Below are 26,885 nucleotides of genomic sequence, written 5' to 3'. Positions count from 1 at the left end.
GCGTTAGCAAGCGCTTGCGGAGGGAATCATGAGCGGCGCAGAAGCATTGGCGGCAGCGCTGGCGGGAGCGGTGGGGTCGCAGACAATTGGATCCAAGGCGATTCTCGATAACCTTCCGATCGCGATCTACACCACGGATGCAGCCGGGTTGGTCACCTATTTCAATCGCGCCGCGGCGGAACTGGCCGGACGCGAGCCGCAGCTCAACACGGACCGCTGGTGCATCTGCTGGCGCCTCCATCGCCCCGATGGCACAGCACTCCCTCTCGATCATTGCCCGATGGCCGAGGCGCTGCGCAGCAAGCGGGCCATGCATGGCGAGGAGCTGATCGTCGCACGGCCCGACGGGGCGATGGTGTCGGTGCTGGCGTATCCGACACCGATCTTCGACGCCGAAGGCGAGATGATCGGTGCTGTCAACGTTCTTATCGACATCGGCAAGCGCAAGGCAGCGGAACTGGAACTGCGCTTGAAGACAGACCGCATTCAGGCGCTCGATCGCATTTCCCGTCTTCTGGCCAGCGACCTCGATGTCGAGCACATCGTGCAGACGGTCACCGACAGCGCCACTGAACTGAGCGGCGCGAAATTCGGCGCCTTTTTCTACAACGTGGTCGACGAGAGCGGCGAGCATTTTGAGCTTTTCACATTGTCTGGCGCACCGCGGGAAGCGTTCGAAAAATTCGGTCTGCCGCGCAAGACGGCAGTGTTCGCCCCGACCTTCAACGGTGAGCGGGTCGTGCGCAGCGACGACATCCGCAAGGATCCGCGCTACGGATTGAGCGAGCCGCATTTCGGCATGCCGAACGGGCATCTGCCGGTGGTTAGCTACCTCGCGGTTCCTGTGATCGCCCGCTCCGGCGCAGTCCTCGGCGGACTGTTCTTTGGCCATGACGCCCCGGGTGTCTTTACCGATGATTCCGAGGATATCGTCGTTGCCATCGCCGCCCATGCGGCGATCGCGATCGACAATGCCCGGCTGTTGGCCGACAGCCAGCGTCAGGTCGAGAGCCGTCGGATCGCCGAGCTTTCCGCCCGCCATCTCGCATCGATCGTCGAATCCTCCGACGACGCCATCGTCAGCAAGGATCTGAACGGCATCGTCACGAGCTGGAACCGAGGCGCCGAGGCACTGTTCGGCTATAGCGTGCAGGAGATGGTAGGAACGCCGATCATGCGGCTCATTCCGAAAGGGCACGAGGACGAGGAACTGCAGATCCTCGACCGGATTCGCAGAGGCGAACGCGTCGATCATTATGAAACCCGGAGGCAACGCAAGGACGGGACCCTCGTCGACATTTCGCTGACGATATCCCCGATCCTTGATAACGATGGACGCATTGTCGGCGCGTCGAAGATCGCCCGCGATATCAGCGAGCGCAAGGCTTCCGAAGTGGCACTCGCCGAGCGCATGCGCGAGCAGGCCTCGCTTTACCAATTTACCGAACGTGTACACCGCGCCCGGTCGATCACCGCCGTCTATGAAGCCGCGCTGGACGCCATTCAAGCGGCGTTGCGCTGCAGCCGGGCATCGATCCTGCTTGTCGATGCAAGCGGCACCATGCGGTTTGTCGCCTCCCGCGGACTTTCGGAGAGCTACCGCGTCGCCGTCGATGGCCACACGCCATGGAGCGCGGAGGCGCTGGACCCCAATCCCATCTTTATCGAAGACGTCGAATTGGCCGAGCTCGACGGCGACCTGCGCAAGGCTGTTCAGACCGAAGGCATCGGGTCGCTCGGCTTCATTCCGCTGGTTTCGGTCGGCCGACTGATCGGCAAGTTCATGACGTATTACGACACGGCACATCACTTCGCCGGTTCGGAAATCGATCTCGCCTTGACCATCGCCCGCCAGCTGAGCTTCAGCGTGCAGCGCATCCGTTCCGAAGAGGCAAGACGGCGGGCGGAAGACCTGCTGCGCCACAACGAGGCGAAGGAACGCGCCAGGGCGACGGAGGTGATGGCGTTGATGGAAGCAGTACCCGCGCCGATCTGGATTGCAAGGACGCCGGATTGCCGGGTCATCAGCGGCAACAGAAGTTCGTTCGAACTGCTCAGGCTCCCGCCGGACAGCAACCCTTCGCTCTCGGCGCCGCTCGACGAACGGCCTTTACACTTCAAGGTCTATTCGCAGGACAAGCTGCTTTCGCCGGACGAACTGCCGGTCCAGCGCGCCGCACGCGGCGAAGACGTACGCAGTTTCGAGCAGGAGATCCGCTTCGACGACGGCACATCCCGGCATCTGTTGGGAAATGCCACACCGCTGATCGATGCCTTGGGGATTCCGCAAGGCGCGGTCGCTGCCTTCGTCGATATCACCGAGCGCAAGGAAAGCGAGCAGGCGATGCGCGATGGCGAGCGGCGGCTGCAAATGGCGCTCGAAGCCGGGCGGATGGGCGCGTGGGAATGGAACTTCGACACCGGCAAGGTGATCTGGTCGCCGGGTCTTGAGGTGCTTCACGGCCTGGAACCGGGCAGCTTCGGCGGCACGCTCGACGACTTCAAGGCGGACATCCACCCCGACGACCTTGCCATGGTCGAACTGGAGATCCAGGCCGCGATAGACAAACGCGAGGACTACCACACATCCTACCGCATCCGCCGTCCCGACGGTTCCATTCGCTGGCTGGAAGCGTTCGGGCGCTTTTTGCAAGGCGCTGGCTCGTCATCGCTCCGCCTTACAGGCGTCTGCATGGACATTACCGAACGCAAGGACGCCGAGGCGCAGCGCAACCTGCTGGTCGCCGAACTCAGCCACCGCGTCAAGAATACGCTTGCGACAGTCACCTCGATCGCACGGCAGTCCTTCGCCATGACCCCCGATCGCAAGGACGCCGAGCAATCCTTCCATGCGCGCATCCGGGCTCTTGCGCAAACCCATACCCGCCTGGCGGAGACCACCTGGAGCGGCGTTTCGCTGGAAACGATCCTTTGCGACGAACTGGCGCCCTACCGGAACGAAAACGCCGGCAACGTCTCCGTCGGCGGGCCGGCGATCAGGCTGTCGCCACGGCACGCACTGGCGCTCGGCATGGCGGCTCACGAGCTTGCAACCAACGCTGCCAAACACGGCGCGCTTTCCGTGGAGAGCGGCCATGTGGACGTCAGCTGGAGCCTCGACGCCGCCAACAAGGCGCTTCACATCGATTGGTGTGAAACCGGCGGCCCCCCAGTGGCACCGCCTTCAAGAAATGGTTTTGGCAGGCTGCTGTTGGAACGCGTCGTCGGCTCCGACCTCGGCGGCGACGTCGACCTGGATTTCGCAAGAACCGGGCTCAGATACACTATCAACATGCCATATTCTGCAGGTGCCGAACAATGAATGGTGGCCAGCGCAGCGTCTTTGTTGTCGAGGATGAGTTTCTGTTGGCGATCCAGATCCAGGACGATCTGCTGGCCGCCGGCTTTTCCGTCATCGGCCCCTTCACCAGCCTGCGCAGTTCGATCGCCGCAGCCAAGCGCGAGACCCCGGAGGCTGCAACGCTCGACGTCAACCTCAACGGCGAGTTCGTCTATCCCGTGGCCGACGAGCTGCTTGCCCGTGGCGTTCCCGTGCTGTTGCTGACGGGTTACGCCGCCTCCGACCTTCCCGAGCAATATCGCAGCCTTCCCCGCCTTTCCAAGCCGTTCAACAGCCGCGACCTCATCCGCACCGTCGAGGCATTGCTCACCGGCAAGGGATGACGACCGGCTCAGGCCGAACGTTTCTTCGCGCGTGCAGCATCTCTGAGGAAGCGCAGTAAACGTTCCTCCTCGGCGCGCAGCAAGGCACTTTGCCGTGGCTGCGCTTCGAGCCGGCGCAGGTTGATTTTGGCCTCCTTGTCAGCCAAGGCGATGATATCAGGATGGACGTAGCTCTTGCGGCAGACAGCAGGCGTGTTGTGCAGTACGTCGGCTGCAGCTTCGCACATACGCTTGACCGAGGGGCGCCGTCCCTCGCCAAGCGCCAGGCGCGCCTCGGCGAAGGCGGCGACGCTTCCCGCCCAGGTGCGAAACGTCTTGGCCGAGATCGGTGCGCCTGCTATTTCGGCGAGATAGCGATTGAGCCGGCCGGAATCGATCGGACGCAAATGACCGTTCGCATCCCGGCTGACGAACAGCTGGCGTCCGGGAAGGTCCGCAATATCCTCGAGCAGTCGCTGCAGCCGCGGGCTGCGCAGCTTGCGAACGACACGCTTGCCACCCTTGCCCAGGAAACGCAGCTCGATGCCCTCGTCGCACAGCTTGAGGTGCCGCTTCAGCAGCGTCGTTGCGCCATAGGTGCCATTTTCCTCCCGATAGGAGACGTTGCCGACGCGCAAGCACGCTTGATCAAGCAGGGCAGCGAGTGCTGCCAGGACCGTGCGGGCATCGTCAAGCGACCCATCCATGTGGCGACGCAGGGCCCGGCGAAGTCTCGGCAGAACCTTGGCGAAGTCGACCAACTGGTCGAACTTGGCGTGGTTGCGCAGTTCCTGCCACGCATCGTGGTAGCGATACTGCTTCCGGCCGCGCGCGTCGAAGCCCGTGGCCTGCAAGTGGCCGTTCTGCTCGGGACAGATCCAGACCCGCTCATAGGCTGGCGGCAGGCCGAGCGCTGCGATACGCGCCCTTGCATCCGGGTCCTTGAGGACGGAGCCGTCCGGAAGGCGATAGCTGAAGCGCTTCCCCTTCCGGTAGCGCTTTATGCCCGGATCAGCGTCGGTCACGTAAATGAGGTCGGGCTCTGGCGACACAGCAGACACGATTCACCTCAAGATCAGATCCGCCCCATGAGCACCAGGATGAGGAGAACGACGACCAAGACACCGAGTATCCCGGACGGACCATAGCCCCAATTCGTCGAGTGCGGCCAACTCGGAAACGCACCGATCAACAGCAGAATCAAAACGATAAGCAGCACAGTTCCCAGCATGATGTCCACCTTTCCTATCGTGTTGTTGCGTGCTCAGGAAATGCGGCTCAGGCACATTGGTTCCACCACCCATCCGGCTGAAGACACACAACTACCGACAGTGGTCCGGCGTGCCCACTCCGGCTACCTATCTGACTGTTTTGTTTCATCAGCGGAAATTCACTGCATTTGGAACCGAACCCTTCCCTCGCGAATTGTAACGGGACAACAAGCCTATGAACGAGGAGGAACGGGACCTGAATATGCTGAACCGGACAGGCGAAACGCTGACGGACGCTGGCAACGACAGTTGGTGGACGGTGCATCGCGGCGACAGTCCCATTGTCGCCACGGCGATACACGACGGGCATGGCTTGCGTGGCGATCTACGGGCACTGATGGCTCTTGCCGATGACGAGCGGCTGCGGGAAGAGGATCCTTACACCGCCCATATCATTCGCGATCTGGCAAACCGGGTAATCGTGCACCGCTCGCGCTTCGAGGTTGACCTCAACCGCGCCCGCGAAAGCGCCGTCTATGTCGACCCATCGCAGGCCTGGGGGCTTAACGTCTGGCGGGAACGGCTTCCGCGCGATCTGCACGAAGGTTCGCTCGTGCTGCATGACGAATATTACCGCATGCTGCGGTCCATGCTGCTGTCGATCGAGCGGCGGCATGGCAGCCTCGTCGTGCTTGACGTGCACAGCTACAACCACCGCCGCGACGGCGCCGGTTCAGTCCCCACCGACCCGGCGGCCGCGCCGGAAATCAACATCGGCACCCATTCAATGGACCGCAGCCGCTGGGCCGATGTGCTTGAAACACTGCTCGATGGCTTCCGTCGTTTCGAATTTCGCGGCACGCGCTTCGACGTTCGCGAGAACGTCGCGTTTCAGGGGCGCGGCGAACAAACCCGTTTCATCCACGAACACTTTCCGCAGACCGGCTGCGCCATCGCCATCGAGTTCAAGAAATTCTTCATGGACGAATGGACCGGCGAGCCGGATTTCGTGGTCCTGGACGCATTGCGTGCGCTGATCGCGTCAACCGTGCCCGACCTCGTCAAGGCGCTGAAGGCGCGCCGATGAAAAGCGCAGCCACGCCCAGGGACCGCGACACGCAGCATCTGCAGCAGGCCGACCTGCCGGCACCCGACGACGCGTGGCTCGACGAAGTGATCGCCTGTCTTGCTGCCGGCAAGGCGGTGCGGCGCGATCTTGCCGAGGGCGGGCGGCTGCACATCGATCGACCGCTGCCCTTTCTCTGCGTGTTCATAGCCGAGGCGAAGCAAGCCGTCGTGGCACGCGAGATCACCCAATCCAATGCATCCTATCTGATCGCACCCGACGCCGCGACAGCCGCACTTGTCGTCGCCGCGGTGGGGCGCGCACTCCGGGATCGGCTCGGCGCTTTCTTCGTGCTGGAGTACGGCGAACTCGACCATGACGATCCTCCCGCCAAGGATGCGCCCTATCTGCCACCGTTCACCATCGAAGTCACCGCCGGCGATAACCCGGCGGCGCAGGCCGCAGCGAAAGCCTTCCTCGGCTCCGTCGGCACGATCGAAGGCAAGTTTCGCACCGCCCACATGAACCTGCTGGAGCCGCATCCGGAAGAGCGCGCCGACAGCAAACCGCTAACGCCGTTTCCGGGTATCAGTGTGCGCTTCGCGCCGATCTATCGCGAACCGGGTACGGGACGGGCCTACCCGGAGCTGCGCGAACGCCTGATCGCCAACATCTTCGATGCCGGTCTGAAAGCGCTCGCGGCGGCCACCGCGATCACGACGGACATAAGCCTTTCGACGCACCGGGCGCTTGGGCGAAAGACGTTCGTGGACACGGTGACCCGCACCGATCGCGCCGTAGACGAGATTGCCTCCAGTTTCGATTTTCTCCTGGCCGTCACGCCGATCAACTCCGATGCCGCCTGGGCAGAATTTGTTTCAAGCCGGCATCAGGTCGCGCCGCGACTGCTTTACAGGCCGCTGACGCTTGAAGTCGAAACGGCGAAGAGGAAGCTCTTCTCCATCGGCTTCGAGCACCTCGAAGACCCGCTGCTCTACGCGCTCTATCGCGAAAAGCAGCAGGAGCTCGACTTGCAGCTTTCGATGATTTCCGCCCGCGAAGGCCGCACCTTCGTCGAGTTCGGCCGCGCGCTTTATGGCCCGGTCGAGGCGAAGCTGCTGGATGTCGCGACAGACATCCTGATGCAGACGCAAAACCGGGTGAGCAAGCCTGGACAGAAGCCGGCGGCTGGCGATGTGGATTGCCACTACGTGCGCAACCGGGCGCAAGTGATGGTCTCGGCCTACAAGCGCCAATACGCCGATTTCAGTGCGTCCGTGGAGCTGCGTGATGACATTCCCGCCGGATTGCTGGTGTCTCGCAGCCAGCTCCTGATCGCGCGCAGCACGGCCATGAGCCGCAACCGTGTCGAGGCTTTGCTCAATCACGAAATCGGCGTGCACCTGCTCACCTACTTCAACGGCACCGCACAGGGGCTCAGACTCTTTCGCTCCGGTCTTGCCGGCTATGAGGGCATGCAGGAAGGGCTTGCCGTCTTTGCCGAATACTTGAGCGGTGGCATGACGCTTTCGCGTCTGCGCCTCATCGCGGCGCGCGTGGTTGCCTGCGCCGCGATGCTGAATGGCGCGGTCTTTCCGGAGACCTACCGGCTGCTCGTCGACCAGCACCGGTTCCAGCCAAATGAAGCCTTCAACATCGCGCTGCGGATCTATCGCGGCGGCGGGCTGGCGAAGGACGCGATCTATCTGCGCGGCTTGCTTCAGCTGCTTGCCCATCTGGCCGCAGGCGGCAGCCTCGAACCCTTCTGGATGGGCAAGATCGCCGCCTCGCATTTTACCGCCATGCAGGAATTGAGCTTGCGCGGCCTGCTGGGTGCGCCGGCGGTGCGCCCGATTTTTCTCGATGACGCCCACGCACGCGTCCGGCTCGACCGGGCACGTGCGGGCATAACCCCGCTCGACATGGTCGCAGAATAGGAGACCTGATGCGCATTGCCTTCTTCGTCAATTCGATAGAACTCGAAACCGCGTCCTACACGACGACATCTCTGGCGCTCGCCGCGCTCTCCCGAGGGCACGAGATCTGCTACGTCACACCCGCGGATTTCATCCTGCGGCCCGACGACAGGCTGATGATCCGGGCTCGCAGTCTCAACGGCACCAAGCCGAAAAAGCCGGAAACGTTCATTTCAGCGCTCAAGGCCGACGATGCGAAGATGAGCGTGGTCGATGTCAGCGAGATCGATGTGCTATTCCTGCGCAATGACCCCTCCGAAGATGCCGAGGGCCGCCCCTGGGCCGCCAATGTCGGTGCGAATTTCGGCCGTCTCGCCTCGGAACGCGGCGCGATCGTCGTCAACGATCCCTCCGGTCTTTCGCTGGCCCAGAACAAGCTCTACTTCCAGGACTTTCCCCAGGCGGTGCGCCCGACGACGCTGATCTCGAAGAACATCGAGGAAATCCGCGCCTTCATCGACGACCACCGAGGCGGCGTCATACTGAAGCCCCTGCAGGGGTCGGGCGGCAAGAACGTCTTCAAGATCAAGTCCAGCGATGAGGCCAATCTCAACCAGATCTTCGAAGCCGTCAGCGAGGTCGGCTATCTCATCGCCCAGAGTTATCTGCCGGAAGCCACCGCCGGCGACATCCGGCTGTTCCTGATGAACGGCCGCCCGCTAGTCCGTGGCGACGTCTACGCCGCCTTCCGCCGTGTGCCTGCGAAGGGCGAAGTGCGCTCCAACATCCACGCAAGCGGCACCGCGGAGGCGGCAGCCATCACGCCCGCCATCTTGGCGATTGCCGAAAAACTCCGCCCGAAACTGATCGACGACGGCATGTTCCTGGTCGGCCTCGACATCGTCGGCGACAAGGTGCTGGAGATCAACGTCTTCACCCCCGGCGGGCTGCCGCATATTCAGGCGCTGCACAAGATCGATTTCGCCGAGGAGATCGTGATCGCGCTTGAAAACAAGCTTGCCATTCGCGAGGCCTATGGTGGCACCCTGTCGAACCGGGCGCTGGCAACGCTTTGATCAGCCGCTTCGCCTGGCCGGTCGGGCCAGGCGAACTCCAAGGCGCTGGCGTCACTCCTGGCGCGATGCCAAAAGCTTGTCGATGCGCATGCCGTCCATGTCGACGATCTCGAAGCGCCAGTCCTGAAAATCGAAGGTTTCGCCCACATGCGGAAGATGGCCGAGGATCTGCAGCGCGAAGCCGGCAATGGTGTGGAAATCGCCTTCGGGACGATCGTGAATACCAAGCCGCTCGAAGGCGTCGTGCGCCGACATCAGCCCTTCGATCAGTAGCGAGCCGTCCGAGCGGGTGACGATATCAGGATCGTTCGCCTCCGTATCCGGCAGGTCGCCGGCAATCGCTTCGAGCAGATCGGTCTGGGTGATGATGCCTTCGAGACTGCCATATTCGTCAACGATGATCGCCAGCCGTACCGGTGCCGTCTTGAACGTTTCGAGGACGCGGAAGACGCGTGCCGATTCGTGCAGCACCAGCGGTTCTCGCATCGCCTTTATCGGATCGAGCGTCTGGCCGTCCAGCAACTGGTCGAGCAGATCCTTCTTCAGCACCATGCCCAGCGGATAGTCGATGCCGCCGCGGCCGATCAGCAACTGCTCATGGTGGCAATCCCGGATGGTGCGAAGGATCTCGTCGCGCGTGTCGTCGGCATCGATCCAGTCGACCTCCATGCGCGGCGTCATGAAATCGGATATCCGGCGGTCGCCGATGTTGAAGATCCGCTCGACCAGTTCCTGCTGGGCAACATCCAGAAGTCCGGCTTCCTGGCTTTCGGCGACGAGCAGTTTCAATTCGGTCGGCGAATGCATCGACGCCTCGCCGGTGCCCGGCCGCAGCCCGACCAGGCGAAGCACGAGATTGCCGAGGCCGTTGAGCGTGAGGATTGCCGGGCGCAACAGAAACAGAAAGAGCCCGAGCGGTCGCACGACCGCAAGGGCCGTGCCCTCGCTGCGCTGCAGCGCCAGGCTTTTCGGTGCCAGCTCCCCGAGCACGATGTGAAGGGCGGTGATGATGATGAAGGAAATCGCCACCGCGATCGCATGCGAACCGAACGATGCCCACGCCATCGGGAGCGCTTTCAACAGCGGCTCGATCAGGTGCGCCAGAGCCGGCTCGCCCACCCAGCCTAGTGCCAGGGACGAAATGGTGATGCCGAGCTGCGTGGCGGCTAGGTTGGAATCGAGATTGTCGACGGCATGCTGGAGCGCGCCCGCATTCATGCGCCTTTGGGCTACCAGTTCCGTCACCCGGCTACGCCGGACGGACACCAGGGAAAACTCGGCCGCAACGAAAAAGCCGTTGGCGGCGACGAGCAGAAACACGGCCAGTATTCCGAGATAATCGAAAATACTGCCATCCGAGCCGGACATAGTCTCCCTTCGGGCGCGGGGCGCCTCGTACTGTTGATACCGCGGTCAGCCTAACATGCTCTTGCCGCACACGTCAGACGGGATGCAGGCATTCTTCATCATGCTGCCTGCATCCGGAAATGCGCTTGCCTCTGGAACATTCCGCTTTCAAGCGGAACCATAGAAGGCAGAAAAGGTGCTTCGGAATCAAAGCACGACAGCATTCTTGGGGCGTTGCTCCGAACGCACGGCGCTCTAGTTGCCGCCTTCAAGGCCCTTGAGCGCTTCCCGATCCACATGCGATACGAACTCGCATGCAAGCAAGGTCTTGCCCGGAATGGCATCACTTTCACGCGCGATGACCGAAACGATACCCATGTCCGCCGTCGGCTGCTCGGCATCGGGCAGAACCCGCGCATAGCCCTTGGTGGACGTGCCGAGAATGCTGCTTTTTTCAGGCTCGAGCTGGTAGCGAGCCGCCAGTTCATCTGCACGCGCGCCTTCGATCAGGACGCCGACGGAGCTCCCGGCAAAGACAACCTCATGGGTCTTGAAACCGTCCTGCCCGATGTCGGACGGCAGTTTGTAGACATAGGCCGTCAGCAACGATGTGTCGGGTTTCGCCAGCTTCTCGGCGGCGTCATAGAGTTCGGTTGCCGATTGCATCGTGTAGGGTGGCTTGCAAAGGGCGCCATCATAAAAGGCCGGAGCGTTTCCGGATGCGAAGGCTGCAGCCGGGCTCAGCAGGGTGACGACGGCGGCTGCCGGCAGGAAAATTCTTGAAAACAAACTGACAACTCCAATTGGCCGGTGATGGGAGGGCCTCCGCGTACGGGGCGCTCCTCGATCGGGAGTTGCAGGCATGATCCAACGCCGCCAAGGATTCAACCGGCCGTCCTGCAAGATCACAACATTCCTAAGCCTTGCTGCCCTCGTTCCCACGGGTCAAACCGTCGCAGCTGATGAGGACGCTGCCTTTGACGGCTTCGTTCGCGAGCCATCCGAATCTGCCCGCACGAACAGGCGTGCGCCCTTAGTTTGCCACCATTTCGAACTCGCCGGCCGACGTTATGTCGATGCCTGCTGGCGCCGGTTGCCGTTGGTCGAAATGCGACGTGAGGTGCGACAAAACGGGACATGCAATATTTTAACTTGATTCTTTTACTCATGTTTCAATACAAGGCCTCGCATTGATTTTATTCAATTCTCGAGGGGTCGGGCATGGGGACTGCAGCAACATTCGAACTTCACACGCTGGCGAGCAAGCACCGCCGGGCGCTGTTGACCGGCGTCACCGCCCTGGCATTGGCGCTGCCGGTGCACACCCAGGCGCAGGACAAAACCGCCCGGCGCGTGCAGGAAGAAACGCCGCTGGAGCGCATCGTCGTCACCTCGACGCGCGGCGCAAAAAAGGTCCTCGACGTGCCGCAATCGATTTTGGTCATCACCCGCGAGGAGATCACCGATCATAACGTCCGCGACATCCAGGACCTGGTTCGCCATGAGCCTGGTATCAGCGTCAACCGCACCACCTCGATCACCAATCCATGGGGCCAGCTCAACAGCTTCACCATCCGCGGCATGGGCGGGAACCGGGTGTTATTGACGGTCGATGGCTCCCGCGTGCAGGAGGGAATCATCGACGGCAGCCGCGATTTCTTCGACATGAGCAATTTCAAATCCGTGGAGATCGTCCGCGGACCGAACTCGGTGCTGTGGGGCGCCGATGCGCTTGGCGGTGCCGTCATGTTCCAGACGCTCGATCCGTCGGATCTTTTGACCGACCCGACCAAGCCCTGGGCCGTGGAGGTCAGGACCGGCTATGACAGCCTCGACAACAGTTGGCGCAAGCAGGTCACCGCTGCCTACGACTTCGGCGACGTAGAAGTTCTTGGCAGCTACGGCCAGGTGTCTTCGAGCGAAGCAGAACTCAGAAAGGCGCGCGCCGACGGCGGCATCTGGGGTTGCTCGCGCCTCACCATCGGTTGCGACCGCCTGTTCCCTGCCGACACCGACGTGGACAACGCGCTTGCCAAGGTTGTCTGGACACCGGACGCCCAGCATACGTTCAAGCTGACCGGTGAGCTTTTCGGCCGCGACACGCGAGTGCTGCAACTCTATGACATGTCGGCCTCCACCACGGGCATTCCGTCTACGACGGCCTATGTGAACGATCCCTACGTTCGCGATCTGGAAATGAGCCGCAAGCGCATTTCGCTCGAACATGATTGGCAGGTCGGGGCAGCGTGGCTCGACAGCATCAACTGGAACCTCACATGGTCGCCGCAGAAGCGCGAGACCGACAGCCGACAGCGCCGGGTCTACTCCAATCGCGTCCAGCTGCATGACCAGTACCGCAACTACAGCGAGGACTTCCTCGAAGCGGATATCCAGCTGCAGTCGTCCTTCGATCTGGGATCCACGCACCACACGTTGACCTACGGCTTTGACGGCGACCGAACCAAGGGTGACTACGCCGGTATCAACAGTACCTACAACTCGCTGACCGGCACAACGACCACGGCGATCAACCAGGGCTTCAGCTTCCCTCGCGTCGACACCGAGCGTGCCGACTTCTATCTCGAAGACAATATCGAGTTCCTGGATGGCCGCCTGACGGTCAATCCCGGCGTGCGCCTTGCCTACTACTCGATCGATCCGACGGGTGATGCCAGCTATCCGGGGCTGCCGGGTTTCCGCCCGCAAAAGCAGGAAAATACCGAGCTGCTGAAACGCGTCGGCGCCGTCTACAAGTTCGACGACACCTATTCCGCCTATGCCTCCTATGGCGAGGGCTTCAAGATGCCGACGTCGGCGCAGCTCTTCCAGTCGAGCACCGACCCATTCACCGGCAGTTCGCTCGTGCCGAACCCCAACCTGAAGCCGGAATCGGTCGACAGTTATGAAATCGGCTTCCGCGGCGAACTGGATCGCGGCTATTTCACCGTGGCAACCTTCTACGCCGACTACACGAACTTCATCCGCAGCCTGCAACCGGTCACGCTGGTTGGCCCTGGAGGCGTCCCGGTCGTGGGCTACACCTCCAACAACGTCGAAGACGTGGCGTTGTGGGGGATCGAATTCGGCGGCGAATACGAAGTTCTCGACTACACGACAGCATCGGCGAACATCACGTGGACGAAGGGGCGCCAGCGCACTTCCGCCGGGGCGGCAGCCACCGCCTTCGATGGGGCCACGCCGCTCACCGCCGTCCTCGGCCTCAAGCATGAACTGCCGGACTACGGCCTTCAGTTCGAGGTCTTCGGTACGTTCGCGGCGGGACGCACGCAGAACAGCGATCCTGCCGATTACCTGGTTCCAGGCTACGCCGTCTTCGATGCCTATGCGAAATGGACGCCAAGGGAAAATGTCGAGTTGACCGCCGGTATCGAGAACATCTTCGATCGCCGCTACTTCCCCAACACGCTCACCGGCTACGATCGTATCGCCCCATCCGTCGCCACAGCCAATGTCAATCCGCTCGAGCTGCAGACCGCTCCGGGGCGCGTTTTCAAGCTCGGCGCGACGGTGCGCTTCTGATCGATGAGCCCGGCATGCGCGGCAACCGCCGCGCATGCCTCCATTCCCAAGGCAGGAGCGCAGAATGTTCAAGATCGCCGGTCAATTCCAGCGCCTCATCGGCCTCTGTGTCCGCTCACCGGGCGGAAGGGCCAATCTTTTGCTGTTCCTGCTGATTACCGCGCTGACGCTCGGTAGCGTCTATGCCAGCGTGCGCCTGGTCGAATGGACCGGCGCCTTTTATTCCGCGCTCGAAAAGGTCAACGGACCCGAAGTCCTCAGACAGATCGGCATCTTTGCCGTCATCATCGCCTTGAATTCGGCCCGGCATCTGTTGGCAGAATATCTGCGCAAGGTTCTCGAGATCCGCTGGCGCCGGACATTGACGGATATCGCCATCGACCGTTGGACAGCCAACAAGGCCTTCTGGCATCTTGCCCAGGCCAAGACCGACAGAATAGACAACCCTGATCAGCGTATCGCCGAGGATTGCCGACTGTTCGTCAGCGGCATGCTCAGCGAGACCCTCGACCTTATCTCCCGCGTCGTCGGCCTTGTTTCCTTCGTCGCCATTCTCTGGAGCCTCTCCAACTTTCCGCTGTCGCTTGCATTCGTCGGTATCGACCTCGAAATACCGCATTACATGGTCTGGGCCGCGTTTCTCTATGTCGCTGTTTGCAGCGGGTTGACGCACCTGCTCGGCCGGCCGCTCAAGCGCCTTTTCTCCGAGCAGCAACACCGCGAGGCCGACTTCCGCTATGCGATGGCCAGGTGGCGCACAAGTTTTGACGAGGTCGCGCTCTCGAACGGAGAAGACGCCGAGAAGCGGATATTCCGTTCGCGCTTCGACGCACTTGCCGCGAACTGGAGAAAGCTGATTACCCGCGAATTGATCCTCGGCGGCTTCACCTATCCGTTCAACCACTCCGTCCTGAGGATACCGCTCTTCATCGCCTTGCCGGGCTATCTCGCAGGCCATGTCGCCTTCGGCGGCCTCATGCAGTTGAGCACGGCCTTCTCCCAGGTGGTCACGACACTTTCCTGGTTTATCTTCTCCTATCGCGACCTTGCCGATCTCGTCGCCACCGCCTCGCGCCTGGATGCTTTCATGCAGTCGGCAACCGCAAGCACCGGCCCTGACGCCAGCATTCAGCGCCTGGAACGAAGCGATGTCTTCCGTCTGAACGCCCTTCTTCTGGATACGCCCGATGGCCGCAGCCTTCTGGCAATCGAGAACCTGACTGTGAGTCCCGGCGAGTCCGTCTGGCTGCGCGGTCCGTCCGGCATCGGAAAGACCACCTTGATGAAAGCCGTTGCCGGTCTCTGGCCACACGGCACCGGTGAGATCAGGCGTCCGCGGGAAGGCTGGATGTTCCTGCCGCAGAAGCCTTACCTGCCACTCGGCACGCTGGTCGAAGCGACCGCCTATCCATCGACGGTCGAACGTTTCGGCGAGGAGCAGATCCGCGCTGCGCTTTGCGATGTCGGACTGGAGCAGCGTGTGGTCGATAACGGGGCTGCCGGTCTCGAAGCGACCGAAGGGCTGTCCGGCGGAGAGCTGCAGCGGCTGGCGATCGCCCGCCTGCTGTTACACGCGCCGCGCTGGGCGATCCTTGACGAAGCGACCAGCGCCCTCGATCCTGCGGCCGAGGCGAAACTCCTGTCACTCGTCCGGCACCGTCTGCCTCAAACCGCACTGATCCTGATCGCCCATCGCGCGCCGCAGACACTTTTCGACATCCGAGCCGTCGATGTGACGACGACACAAGCCTTGGCAGCCGCCTAGCGGCACCACCTATCCTGTTCCCTTCTGCAACCGCGAGACAACACATGACAGAGCCTGCTTCCGCAACCCGCCGCCGCTTCGTTCTCGAAACACCTGATACGGTCGTGCGAAGACTGCCCGATATCGGCAAGCTGATGATCATCGGCAAGCGCAATGGCGTCACCCACGAACGCATCGGCCCGGTCGAGCATGTCGAAGAGGACGGCGCCTTCCTTGTCTGTCGCGGCAAGGACCATGACAGCCGCCTCGATCCGCGGCTCGTTTCGGCTGTCGTCATCGACACGTCGAGCGTCATGCAGGATCAGGTCTATCCGCGTATCGATTTCAACGGTGCCGATGGCGTGCCCGTTTTCAGCGTCGTCGGCTTCGGCGGTCTCGAACCGTTCGAGGCAGCACTTGCGGGTCTTTCGACCGAGGTCGACCCGGTCGAGCGGCCAAAAGCGGAAAGAAACGAGCGGGCCGAGGTCTCAACGGATGATCCGGGCCTGACACCGCTCAATGCAGCCCTCGCCTCGGCCGCGACCATCATCATTGCCTTCGATCAACTGGGCTTCTCGCAGCGCTGGAGCGGCGTCGTCGAGAAGGTCAGCCCCGCCATGGGCTTTATCAACGTGATGACCTCTGACTTCCATCTTCATCTGCTCGGCGGCACCGTCTCGCGTTGGCAGGAAGAGGCGACAGAAGACGAGGCGGTGCTTGTCGCATACAGCAAGGACGAGCGCCCCACCGGGCTCACCCTTCGCGCCAAGACCGCTGCGGCGTTTCGCCCGGCCAACTGATCGAGGATACGGCGTTGACTGCAATCGAACACAAGCCGGGCACATGGATCGTGTCCTCGACTGGCAAGGAAATCTGCCACGACGACCTGATGAACCGTTTGTCCAGCAAACAGGCGGTGCTTCTCGGCGAAACGCACGACCGTTACGACATCCATCGCTGGCAGCTTCACGTCACGGCCGGCCTCTACGCCCACAATACCAACCTCGTCGTCGGTTTCGAGATGTTTCCGCGTGCCACCCAGCCCGTCCTTGACGCCTGGGGCGCGGGAGATCTCGACAATGAGGCATTTCTTGAAAAGGTTGGCTGGCAAACCGTCTGGGGATTTCCGGCTGATCTCTACATGCCGATCTTCGATTTCTGCCGGCAATTCAAGATTCCGATGAAGGCATTGAACTGCCGGCGGCCGCTGGTGACAGAGGTGGGCAAGCTCGGGTGGGAGGCGATCGCGCCGGAAGACCGTGACGGCGTTACGCCGGCAAAGCCTGCGACATCAGCCTACCGGCAATATCTGTTCGATATCACCGGCGGCGGATCGCCGGCGAGAAAAGCCACCTCGGCTGAGGACCCGGCCTTCGACCGCTTCGTGCGGGCGCAGCAGACCTGGGACCGCGCCTTTGCCTGCAATATTGCCGAGGCGCATGGTGAAGGCGGGCCGCTCGTCGTCGGCATCATCGGCCGCGGCCACCTGGAGTATGGTCATGGCACGCCCTATCAACTGGCCGATCTCGGTATCACCGACGTTGCCGTGCTTCTGCCCAGCGATCACGAGCAGATAGTGGCCGCGCAGCGCGACATAGCGGCGGCCATGTACCGGCTGCCGCCAATCGAGCACGCGGTGGCAAAGCGCAATCGCGACGAGGTGTAACGCTTCCACCTTGCCGTCGGGTTTCCCTGTCGTCCAACAGTTGCACCCGGGTGTCGCTCGAAGTCGCTAAGGCTGTCGGCGCGGTTCACTATGTCCTGCATTGCGGTTTGACCCATGAAACCCAGGCAGCGAAATCGAACCGGTACGCTGCAGCCGCTGGGCCGCAGCATGTGCCACAGTTCGAACGTGGCAAAAGGCCGAACAGACAACCCGCTCGAACGCCGTCACTGCTTTGCCGGATTGCTCAAATGCCGCTGCGCCATCAGGGCGGCTTCGACCCGGTTCTTCGTTCCGAGCTTTACCAGCAGCCGGCTGACATGGAACTTGACCGTCTTGATCTGGACACCCATTTCTTCGGCAATCGCGCGATTGGTATAGCCGCGACCGAGCAGACGGAAGACGATCTCCTCCTTGGGCGAAAGCGCATCGATCAGCTTGCCGGCCTTGTGCTCCTCGGTTCTGTTGCGAATAACACCGAAAAGCCGCATGCCGAGATTGGGGGACATATAGGACCGTCCCTCGGCAACCGCGACGATGGCCGCGACCAGTTCCGGTGCCGGCGTGCCCTTCAAGACATAGCCGGCGGCTCCGGCGTCCAGCGCCTCGAGCACGTCGTCGTCCTCCTCCGAGACGGTCAACATCACGACCTTGGTGTCGGGCCACCGGCTGGTAATATCGCGCGCGGCCTCGATGCCGTTGCCCGGCATGGAGATGTCGAGCAAGGCCACATCGGGCGACAAGCTTTCGACAAGACCGAGCGCTTCCGCCTTCGAGCCCCCTTCGCCGATTACCGAAAGACCTTCCTCCAGCTGGAGCGCCTGCAGCACGCCCATACGAAACAGCGAATGGTCGTCGACAACGATGACCGAGGTCGTTTCACTCATCAAGCATGCCCCCTCCAAGATCGAGCGTCATCGTCAATACCGCTCCCGCCGGCCCTGGCTCGAACTCGAGCGTGCCGCCGAGGCTTTCGACCCGCTGGCGCAGACCGTGAATGCCAAGCCCGCCGTCGCTTGTGCCTTGTGGGGCAGGGTCGCCCGGGCGCCTTCCGCCGTCACGCACGCTAAGCGTCAAGATCGCGTCATCGATGCGACAGGTCACCTGTTGATCGTTGCCGGAGGCATGACGGTGGGCGTTGTTGAGCCCCTCCTGGACGAAGCGATAGGCGCAGGTCTTGATGACGGTTGGAAGGGCGATGCGCGCGCCAGCCGTCTCGACGAGCACGGTCGTGGCCGTGCGCGCTTCGTGCAGCTTGACGGCGCGCGCGACCACCTGCTCCAGGTTGAGCCTGTCGATGTCGGGCAAAAGCAGCGAACGGGCGATCATGCGGATTTCGCGAAGTGCCTCCTCCAGGGTCCGGCCGATCGCTTCCAGCGATTGCTCCCGCTCTCCCTTGGTTTTGGCGCGGCGCGCCGGTTCGATCTGCAGGACGGCAAAGCCGATGAGCTGTGCCGGTCCGTCGTGAAGATCGGCGCCGATGCCGCGGGTCAGCTTCTCGTTGAAATCTGTCAGTCGCAGAGAAGCCAGGCGCGCCCGGTCTCGCAGCATACGGATTTCTTCCGACACCCGCTCTGCCTCGTCGGCGCGCTGTTGAAGTTTCTGGCGTTGCCGCTCGATCGTTGCACTGCCGCGATGCACGATGCCGAACAGTCCAAGCATGATCAGGGCGGAGGCACCAGCGACGATGATCCAGCTGCTGAGCCGCACCTCGAAGATTTCCTGGTGCAGAAGCTCGGTATCCTCATGCACCTCGGCAACCGCGACGATCGCCGCACTGTCGGCTCGACGCACCGGGCTGTAGATTTCCAGGTAGCGCGTGCTGAAATGGCGAAGCGTGTGCTCGCCGGCGCTCAGGTCGGCATAATCGGCGGCAACCTCGCCGCTCAAGGCCCGCACGAGCCCCGCCGGCGGGTTGAACCGGCGACCGATCAGCTGCCTGGATGTGGAATAGGCCACCGTCCCGTCCGGGCGCCAGAGCTCGAAATAGGGAAAGCGGCTGCGGAATTGCTCATCAGCAAAAAGATGGTCGAGTTTCACGAGCGTCGCCGGCGACAGTTCCTTCGCCTGATCCAGCTCCTGGGCCATCGGCTCCAGGATGCTCTGCATGAAAAGTGCTGTCGAGGCCGCCCGATCATGGGCTGTGCTCTTTGAGACCTCTTCGGAAATCAGATAGCCGGCGACCGCCGCGGCAAGAAGGATAAGCACGCTGCTTGCCAGCAGAAACTGTACAGACAAGGTCTGGCGGTGAAACCAGACGCCTGGCGACGACCACCGTCCGCTCTCCACCGGATCAAGGTGCCGCTCCTGCGCCGGAGTATTGCCTGCTATGCCGCCCAGAAGATCGGTCAAACTGCGTCGGTCCTTCCTCCGGGTCATGCGCGAAGTCGAAATTGTCCGCGCACAAAACTCAATATGCTGCCTTGCTGCATGATGATCGCAGTATTTTCATAAATTGAAAGAGCGCCAGCGAACAACATCTTTGGGTCGGACTATATCTGGACCTAAGTCCAGTATCCCTTGCGGTCCTATTCTACCTGCCGCGCCGACAGTGGTCTGACTGCCGGTGCGACATTCGTCGGCAATTTCGCCCGACTTTGCGACGTTTCTTTCTGCGCCGTTTCCTCCGAACATCTGAGCATCAACAGGAAGGTCCTGATCGAGGGATCGGACAATCAGACGATGTTGCAGCCGACAGCTGCAGGCGATGCCTGCCGTCGGACGGTGGAACTTTGGCAAAACCGGCGGACGCGGCTGCGTTACGGCCGACGGAGGGTAAAATGGTACAGCTTAACCGAAACGACCTCGACTTCATCCTGAAACAGATCAAGATTGCCGAGGCCCACACGGCGGCTATCGAGAACGGCGCCGACCCCCGGGCAGCGCTCGAACAGCTCGTATCAAGCCCGTTGCTTCCCTACGGCCTGCGCACGGTTGATGGCTCGTACAACAACTTCCAGCCGAACATGACGCATTTCGGTTCTTCGGACCAGGTGATGGCGCGGCTGCTGACACCAAACTATGCGGCCGCAGAAACCAACATCCGCAACGGCCTGCCGACCAGCTACGCAGACCTTAGCGGTTCCGTCTACGACAGTCAGCCGCGCATGATCTCCAACATCGTGGCCGATCAATCCCTGAACAACCCGGCGGCCATTGCTGGCGCGCTTGCCTCCGTCGGTATCACCGGCTCGCAGGCGTTGCAGATCATTGGCGAAGTCATGCAGTTGCAGGCCGTGGCGCGGGCTGCGCATGCAGCCGTCGCCGACGCTGCAGCCGATGCAGACGCCGCTGTCGCCGCTGCCAATATTGTCGTCTCGAACGCCGAAGCCGTGCAGGCGACGGCGCAGTCGGCCTTCGATACGGCCGCCGCCGGACAGGTTGGCGCGGCGCAAGTTCTCGATGCCGCCAACGCAACATTGGCGTCAGCCGTTTCGGCTCGCGATGCACAAGCGCCCGTCGTCACCGCGGCGCAATCCGCTGTTGCAGCCGCGCTCGTCGTCAGCCAATCCGCCGCAGCGGCGGCGGCCGCCGCCGAAGCAGCAAAGAACATCGCCTTTGCCAATCTGGGCCTTGCTCAGCAGGCGGAATCCAATGCGCTCGCAGCCTTCCAGAATGACCCGAGCCCTGCCAATGCCGCAGCCTATGCGGCGGCTGTCGATGCCCGTGAAGATGCACAGATCGCTCATGCCCAGGCGGTCGAAGACCATGAAGACGCGGTCGCTGTCCTCGGGTCAGCCCAGTCTGCCCATGCTGCGACGATTTCCGCCCTGCAGGACGCTATTGCCGAACAGCAGGTGCTGTCGAGCGCGGTCAGCGTTGCCCAGGGTGAGGCTGCAGATGCCGCCACCGCTCTTGCCAATGCCGACGCAGCCTTGAGCACCGCAAGCAGCGACCTTGCACAGGCAAACGACACCCTTGCCGATGCGATCGAGGCGCGCGATGCCATTCCGACTGGGGGCGCCGCAACGGCGGCCGCCGTCGCTGCCGCAGCGGCCGCCGACGCAGCCGTGATTACCGAGGTCACCTCGCACGGCGTGACGATGGACGGCGACAACGTCTTCATCAAGAACATCGCCGCTGACCTTGGCGACACCGCCTCCTTCAACGGGTTCATGACGATCTTCGGCCAGTTCTTCGATCACGGTCTCGACCTCACCTCCAAGGGCGGCAGCGGCAACGTCATCATTCCGCTGCAGCCGGATGACCCGCTCTACGTGCCGGGCAGCCCGACCAACTTCATGGTGCTCACCCGTGCGACCAACGACGCCGTGCACGCCGGCGCCGACGGCCAGGTTGGCACCTCAGATGACATCCGCGATCATCGCAACGAAACCACGCCCTGGATCGACCTCAACCAGGTCTATACCTCCAACCCCTCGCACCAGGTGTTCCTGCGCGAATACGTGCTCGTCGGCGGAAAGCCGATGGCGACCGGCCAGATGCTCGAGGGCGCCAACGGCGGACCGCCGACATGGGCCGACATCAAGGCGCAGGCAAGAGAGCTGCTCGGCATCGAACTCAGCGATCTCAACGTCCACAGCGTTCCACTTCTCGTTACCGACCTCTATGGCGAGTTCGTACGCGGGGCCAACGGCCTACCGCTGATGGTAACGACGGCAGGGCCGGTCGAAGGCAATCTTGTCGTGCCGCTCGATGCCCTGACCAGCCTGAGCGCAGGCCGCGCCTTCCTCAACGACATCGCCCACAATGCCGTGCCGAGCGCACCGATCGACCACGACCGCAACCCGGCCACCGCGCCGGTGGCTGTGCTGCCGGATGCCGACAATGTGGCCGGAAATCCCATCATTCCCAACCAGTTCGGATTCAACCTCACTTATGACGACGAGCTGCTCAACGCCCACTTCATCGTCGGCGACGGCCGCGGCAACGAAAACATTGCGCTGACGGCGACCCACTCGATCTTCCACAGCGAGCACAACCGCCAGGTGGACGAGATCAAGGCCACGCTTTTGGCCGAAGGCGATCTGGCGCTGCTCAACGAATGGCTGCTGGTCGATGTTACAAGCCTGCCGACTGATCTTTCTGGCTTGATCTGGGATGGCGAACGCCTTTTCCAGGCGGCCCGCTTCTCGACCGAAATGGTCTACCAGCACCTGGTCTTCGAAGAATTCGTCCGTGCTGTTGCGCCGCAGATCGATCCGTTCGTGTTCTCGCACTCGGTTGAGATCGACGCGGTGATCTACGAGGAATTTGCCCAGGTGGTCTATCGCTTCGGCCATTCGATGCTCGCCGAGAACGTCGAGATGCTGAAGCTCAGCAACAATGCGGCAACCCCTGAAGAAGTCGGCCTGATCGATGCATTCCTGAACCCGGTGATCTTCAACAGCGCCGGCGTCGACGCTCACGCAGCCTCGGGCGCGATCCTGCGCGGCATGACGCGACAGGTCGGCAACGAAATCGACGAGTTCATGACCAGCGCGCTGCGCAACAACCTCGTCGGCCTCCCGCTGGACCTAGCCGCGCTCAACATGGCGCGCGCCCGGGAAACCGGCGTGCCCTCGCTCAACGAGGCCCGCCGCCAGATCTACGAGCAGACGAACGACACCTATCTCAAGCCGTACAGCAGTTGGGCGGACTTCGCCCAGCACATCAAGAACCCGCTCTCGATCGTCAACTTCATTGCCGCCTATGGCACCCATGACGCAATCATCGCTGCGACGACCGCGGAAGCCAAGCGCGACGCCGCCTGGGATCTGGTCTTCGGCGTTGCTGGGGAAACGGCCGGGGAGCGTCAGGCGAGGCTCGACTACCTGAACTCGACCGGAAGCTGGGCTGCCCGGGAAACCGGCCTCAACAAGGTCGACTTCTGGATCGGCGGCCTTGCCGAAGCGCTGATGCCGTTCGGCGGCATGCTCGGCTCGACCTTCACCTACGTGTTCGAGCTGCAGATCCAGAACCTGCAGAATGGCGACCGCTTCTACTACCTGAGCCGCACCCAGGGCCAGAACCTGCTGAACGAACTGGAAAGCGACAGTTTCGCCGATCTCATCCGGCGCAACACCGACACCGAAGATTCGGGCATGCACACCAATGGCGCCGCGTTCCAGACGGCCGATTACATCATCGAGATGAACCAGTCCCGGCAATACAACGACGGGATCGGCAATGCCGACCCGACGGGTGACGCCGACGTCATCTCCGCCATCACCGGCACGACCTCGCTGGTCGTGCGCGCAGCGAACTACCTCCGGTTTACCGGCGGCGAGCATGTCGTCCTCGGCGGCACCAATACCGGCGAGACGCTGATCGGCGGTGCCGGCGACGACACGATCTGGGGAGACGGCGGCGACGACCGCATCGAGGGCGGCTTCGGTGTCGACCATCTGCATGGTGGCGACGGCGACGACATCATCACCGACAGCGGCACTGATATCGGGGCCGCCGACGTGATCAAGGGCGAGGCCGGCGACGACATCATCAACGGCGGCATGGGCCTTGACCTCATCTTCGGTGGCGACGGCAAAGACGTCCTGACCGGCGGCGAGGATCAGAAGACGATTTCCGGTGGCGAGGGCAATGACTTCATCCGGGCGCCCACGGGCGGCGGGGTCCTTCTCGGCAACGAGGGCGACGACTGGATGGAAGCCCAGGGCAACATGACGACGCTGACCGGCGACAACTCCGAACTGTTCTTCAACTCGCGCATCATCGGCCATGACGTGATGATCGCCGGCGAAAACGACACCGACTTCGACGGTGAATCCGGCGACGACATCATGGTGCAGGGCATCGGCATCAACCGCTCGAACGGCATGGCCGGCTTCGACTGGACGTCGTTCCAGAACAACGACTATGGCGCCGATGCCAACATGAACATCAGCATCTTCGTCAACCAGCAGAACAACATCGTCCGGGACCGCTACGACCTGGTCGAAGGTCTGTCGGGGTGGGATCATGACGACCGGCTCACCGGCCGCGACGTGGTGATCGGCGGCTATGATCCGAACGGCAACGCCTCGCAGGTCGAACCCGATGCGCCGATCGAGAGCTTCTCCAATGCTCTTCTCGAAAAGAACGTCGACCGGATCGCCGGCTTGCGCGACCTCGTCGCCCACCTGCAACGGTTCGAGATCTACAATCCGCACAATCTCGATGCCAACGGCAACCCGATCAACCCCGCAGGCGAGATGCTGCTTGGCGTCATGGATACGTCGGACGGCTCGGACATCATCCTGGGCGGCGGCGGATCCGATATCATCCGCGGCATGGGCGGAAACGACATCATCGACGGCGACAAGTGGCTGAATGTCCGCATCCTCGTCTCCCCCGATCTTTCCCGCGGCCAGATCTGGACGCCGTTCAGCATCGACTCGATCGCCGACATTCAGTCACGGCTGTTCTCGGGCGAGATCAAGCCGAAGCAGTTGCAGGTCGTCCGGGAAATTCTCGACGGCGGCAATGAAGGCGACGTCGACACCGCCGTCTACTACGACGACTTCGAGAACTACGAAATCACCTATAACAGCGACGGCAGCGTCACCGTCTCGCATCTCAACCCGACCGTCGGCATCGTCGACCCCGAAACCGGCAGAAACCTCGAAGCCGAGGGCACGGACCGGCTTTTCAACATCGAGCGCATCCAGTTCGCCGACCGGGTGCTCGATCTGCGCGGGCCCACCGTGGACCTGCACGCCTTCGAGACACAGAACTACCGGGATGCCTTCGCAACGGCGAGCTATGCCAATTCCAACGGATCCATCCCCTGGACCACGGGCTGGGCCGAAGCGACCGACCGCGTCGGAAATGAAGCAACGACGGGCGAGATCAGGATCAACGCCGGGCAACTCGAATTCCGACAGGATGCGGCCCAGGGTGCCACCCCTCCCGGCGCATCGATCACCCGCGGTATCGACCTGTCGACGGTCGGCAACGGCACGGCGACGCTCAGCTTCAGCTACGAGGAGGCCAACCTCGACAACGGCGAAACCCTGCAGGTGCAGTATTCGACTGACGGCACGAACTTCACCACGCTGCAGACGCTCAACAACGCCTCGAACAACGGCACGGCCAGCCTGACACTGACGGGGCCATTTACCGCCACTGCCGCGATCCGCTTCTTGTTCAGCGGCGTCAACGCCGGCAACGAGACGGTGCGCATCGACAACGTCAACGTCCAGTTCACTCGGCCGATCGACGATGGATCGACGGGCTGGACGAGCACCTTCGTCGAGGACCAAGCGGCTGTTGGCATATCGAGCCTCGCCGGAATTGCGAGCAACGAGCAGATCGTCTCGGCACGGGTGGTCCTGACGAACGCTGCAGCCGGCGACGTCCTGACGGCCACGACCGCCAACGGCCGCCCGGCAGGCGTTTCGGTGCAGCAGACGGCGGCCAATGGCCAAATCGTCCTGCAGTTTTCAGGCACCGGCACGGCAGCGGACTACCAGAGGGCGCTGGATGCGGTCCGCTTCGAAAACACCTCCGACAATCCCAACACGACACCGCGGTCTATCGCAGTGACGGTCAACGACGGCATTCGCAACAGCGCGGTCGCGACCGCTACGGTCAACGTCACCCCGGTTCAGGATCCGACGGCCGCCAACGACGACAGCATCGTCACGAACCTGGCGCGCGGCGTGTCGATCATCATTCCGGAATGGGCATTTCTCTACAACGACAGCGATCCGGACAGCGCGCTGGACGTGACGGCAGTGTCCAACGCGAATGGCCTCACGGGCGTCAGCCTCGCCACCAACCCGGGTTCCGTGACGCTCACCGATCCGACCACCGGCACTTCCGGAGGGCAGTTCACCTACACGGCGACGGGAAGCAACGCGGACAACGCCAACGTCTCGCTTAGCTATGACACGGCGGGACCGATCACCAGCGGCAACGGCAGCCAAATCCTGGTGGGCAGCGACACCGCCAACACCTTCAATGCCGGTGTCGGCAACGACGTCATCCTCGCAATGGGCGGAGACGACATCATCGACCAGACCAGCAACGAGGGCCGAGACATCGTCGACGGTGGAACCGGCAGCGACACCTATCGCCTGTCGGGCGTCCAGGGCGCAGAGCAGTTCCGCATCTATGCCGTCACCAACGGCCAGAATGGCGGGCTTGCAGCAAGCCTCAACACCGCGTTCCTCGCTTCGACCGAAATCGTCATCACCCGCACGGTGGCGGGCGTCGAGACGGTTGTGGCCGAACTCGACAACATCGAAGAAATCGTCGTCGGCAATCTGAACGTGACCGCGAACAACGGCAATGGTTCGCCCGATGGCGGCAACAACGGCACGGACACCATCCAGGTCATCGGCAATTTCGACAGCACGAGCCTCAACTACTCGACGATCACTATCGAAGGTTCGACGGGGGATGATATCGTCGACATTTCCAGCCTCACCTCGGCTCACCGCATCGTCTTCCGCTCGAATGGCGGGCGCGACACCATCGTCGGCACACTTCGTGCCCAGGACGTGGTGGAGATTCCGGCGGGTACCGATCCGGCAAGCTATCAAGCGACCGACAACGGCAATGGCACGACCACGCTGGCGAGCGGTCAGCACACGATCACCTTCCACGGTGCAGCTCCTACCCTGGTTCCAGCGAACGACCACGATGATGACGACGATGATACGGCCGGCGGCGGTGACGACGATGGCGACGACGACGGTGACGGTTCGGGCGATGGG

General features: G+C 62.4%; 16 protein-coding genes. 10 read left to right on the top strand and 6 right to left on the bottom strand.

What is annotated here, in order from left to right; translation table 11 throughout:
• Positions 1-28 precede the first annotated feature (28 nt).
• Positions 29-3,322 (top strand): PAS domain S-box protein, encoded by a 3,294-nt coding sequence (locus HT585_RS30365; protein WP_176356503.1) that lies wholly within the window; start codon positions 29-31, stop codon positions 3,320-3,322.
• Entirely contained in the window at positions 3,319-3,684 is a 366-nt protein-coding gene (locus HT585_RS30360; RefSeq protein WP_176356502.1) for a response regulator, read from the top strand. The genes HT585_RS30365 and HT585_RS30360 overlap by 4 nt, the downstream gene beginning before the upstream one ends.
• An 8-nt stretch (positions 3,685-3,692) precedes the next feature.
• Here the strand turns inward: HT585_RS30360 and HT585_RS30355 are convergent, their stop codons facing one another.
• Positions 3,693-4,727 (bottom strand): DNA topoisomerase IB, encoded by a 1,035-nt coding sequence (locus HT585_RS30355; RefSeq protein WP_176356545.1) that lies wholly within the window; start codon positions 4,725-4,727, stop codon positions 3,693-3,695.
• Between the two features lie 11 nt (positions 4,728-4,738).
• Positions 4,739-4,894, bottom strand: a complete 156-nt coding sequence (locus HT585_RS30350; protein WP_176356501.1) for a DUF3309 family protein — start codon at positions 4,892-4,894, stop codon at positions 4,739-4,741.
• 242 nt (positions 4,895-5,136) lie between these two features.
• Between HT585_RS30350 and HT585_RS30345 the strand changes: the two genes are divergently transcribed.
• Genes HT585_RS30345 through HT585_RS30335 form a run of 3 tightly spaced genes read left to right on the top strand, consistent with a single transcriptional unit; the run spans position 5,137 to position 8,932 of the window.
• Positions 5,137-5,961, top strand: a complete 825-nt coding sequence (locus tag HT585_RS30345) for an N-formylglutamate amidohydrolase (protein ID WP_246708014.1) — start codon at positions 5,137-5,139, stop codon at positions 5,959-5,961.
• Entirely contained in the window at positions 5,958-7,877 is a 1,920-nt protein-coding gene (locus HT585_RS30340) for a flavohemoglobin expression-modulating QEGLA motif protein (RefSeq protein WP_176356499.1), read from the top strand. The genes HT585_RS30345 and HT585_RS30340 overlap by 4 nt, the downstream gene beginning before the upstream one ends.
• Before the next feature lie 8 nt (positions 7,878-7,885).
• Complete coding sequence (locus HT585_RS30335) at positions 7,886-8,932, top strand: glutathione synthase (protein WP_176356498.1); 1,047 nt, start codon at positions 7,886-7,888, stop codon at positions 8,930-8,932.
• A 51-nt stretch (positions 8,933-8,983) separates the two neighbouring features.
• Here the strand turns inward: HT585_RS30335 and HT585_RS30330 are convergent, their stop codons facing one another.
• Positions 8,984-10,300, bottom strand: a complete 1,317-nt coding sequence (locus HT585_RS30330) for a hemolysin family protein (RefSeq protein ID WP_176356497.1) — start codon at positions 10,298-10,300, stop codon at positions 8,984-8,986.
• Positions 10,301-10,534: 234 nt separating this feature from the next.
• Positions 10,535-11,026 carry a hypothetical protein gene (locus HT585_RS30325; RefSeq protein WP_246708016.1) on the bottom strand — a complete coding sequence of 164 codons (492 nt, stop codon included), beginning with the start codon at positions 11,024-11,026 and terminating at the stop codon, positions 10,535-10,537.
• 474 nt (positions 11,027-11,500) lie between these two features.
• On the opposite strand from HT585_RS30325, the gene HT585_RS30320 reads away from it, so the two are divergent.
• From HT585_RS30320 to HT585_RS30305, 4 genes are all read left to right on the top strand, one after another.
• A complete protein-coding gene (locus HT585_RS30320) occupies positions 11,501-13,819 on the top strand; it encodes a TonB-dependent hemoglobin/transferrin/lactoferrin family receptor (protein ID WP_176356496.1) in 2,319 nt (772 codons plus the stop codon).
• A gap of 64 nt (positions 13,820-13,883) precedes the next feature.
• Entirely contained in the window at positions 13,884-15,584 is a 1,701-nt protein-coding gene (locus HT585_RS30315) for an ABC transporter ATP-binding protein/permease (protein WP_176356495.1), read from the top strand.
• 44 nt (positions 15,585-15,628) lie between these two features.
• Positions 15,629-16,363, top strand: a complete 735-nt coding sequence (locus tag HT585_RS30310; RefSeq protein ID WP_176356494.1) for a hypothetical protein — start codon at positions 15,629-15,631, stop codon at positions 16,361-16,363.
• Between the two features lie 14 nt (positions 16,364-16,377).
• A complete protein-coding gene (locus HT585_RS30305) occupies positions 16,378-17,229 on the top strand; it encodes a ChaN family lipoprotein (protein ID WP_246708013.1) in 852 nt (283 codons plus the stop codon).
• A 224-nt stretch (positions 17,230-17,453) separates the two neighbouring features.
• Here HT585_RS30305 and HT585_RS30300 read toward each other — a convergent pair whose 3' ends face one another.
• Together HT585_RS30300 and HT585_RS30295 are read right to left on the bottom strand one after the other, a co-directional pair.
• A complete protein-coding gene (locus HT585_RS30300) occupies positions 17,454-18,113 on the bottom strand; it encodes a response regulator (protein WP_176356493.1) in 660 nt (219 codons plus the stop codon).
• Positions 18,106-19,578: a sensor histidine kinase gene (locus tag HT585_RS30295; protein ID WP_176356492.1), complete on the bottom strand. Its 1,473-nt coding sequence runs from the start codon at positions 19,576-19,578 to the stop codon at positions 18,106-18,108. The genes HT585_RS30300 and HT585_RS30295 overlap by 8 nt, the downstream gene beginning before the upstream one ends.
• 428 nt (positions 19,579-20,006) lie before the next feature.
• Between HT585_RS30295 and HT585_RS30290 the strand changes: the two genes are divergently transcribed.
• Positions 20,007-26,885: peroxidase family protein (locus HT585_RS30290; protein ID WP_281410712.1), on the top strand; the 6,879-nt coding region annotated here is incomplete at its 3' end.

Origin of the sequence: Ensifer oleiphilus, assembly GCF_013371465.1 — a bacterium.
GTDB lineage: Bacteria > Pseudomonadota > Alphaproteobacteria > Rhizobiales > Rhizobiaceae > Ensifer > Ensifer oleiphilus.
This window is presented reverse-complemented; position numbering and strand designations above follow the sequence as displayed.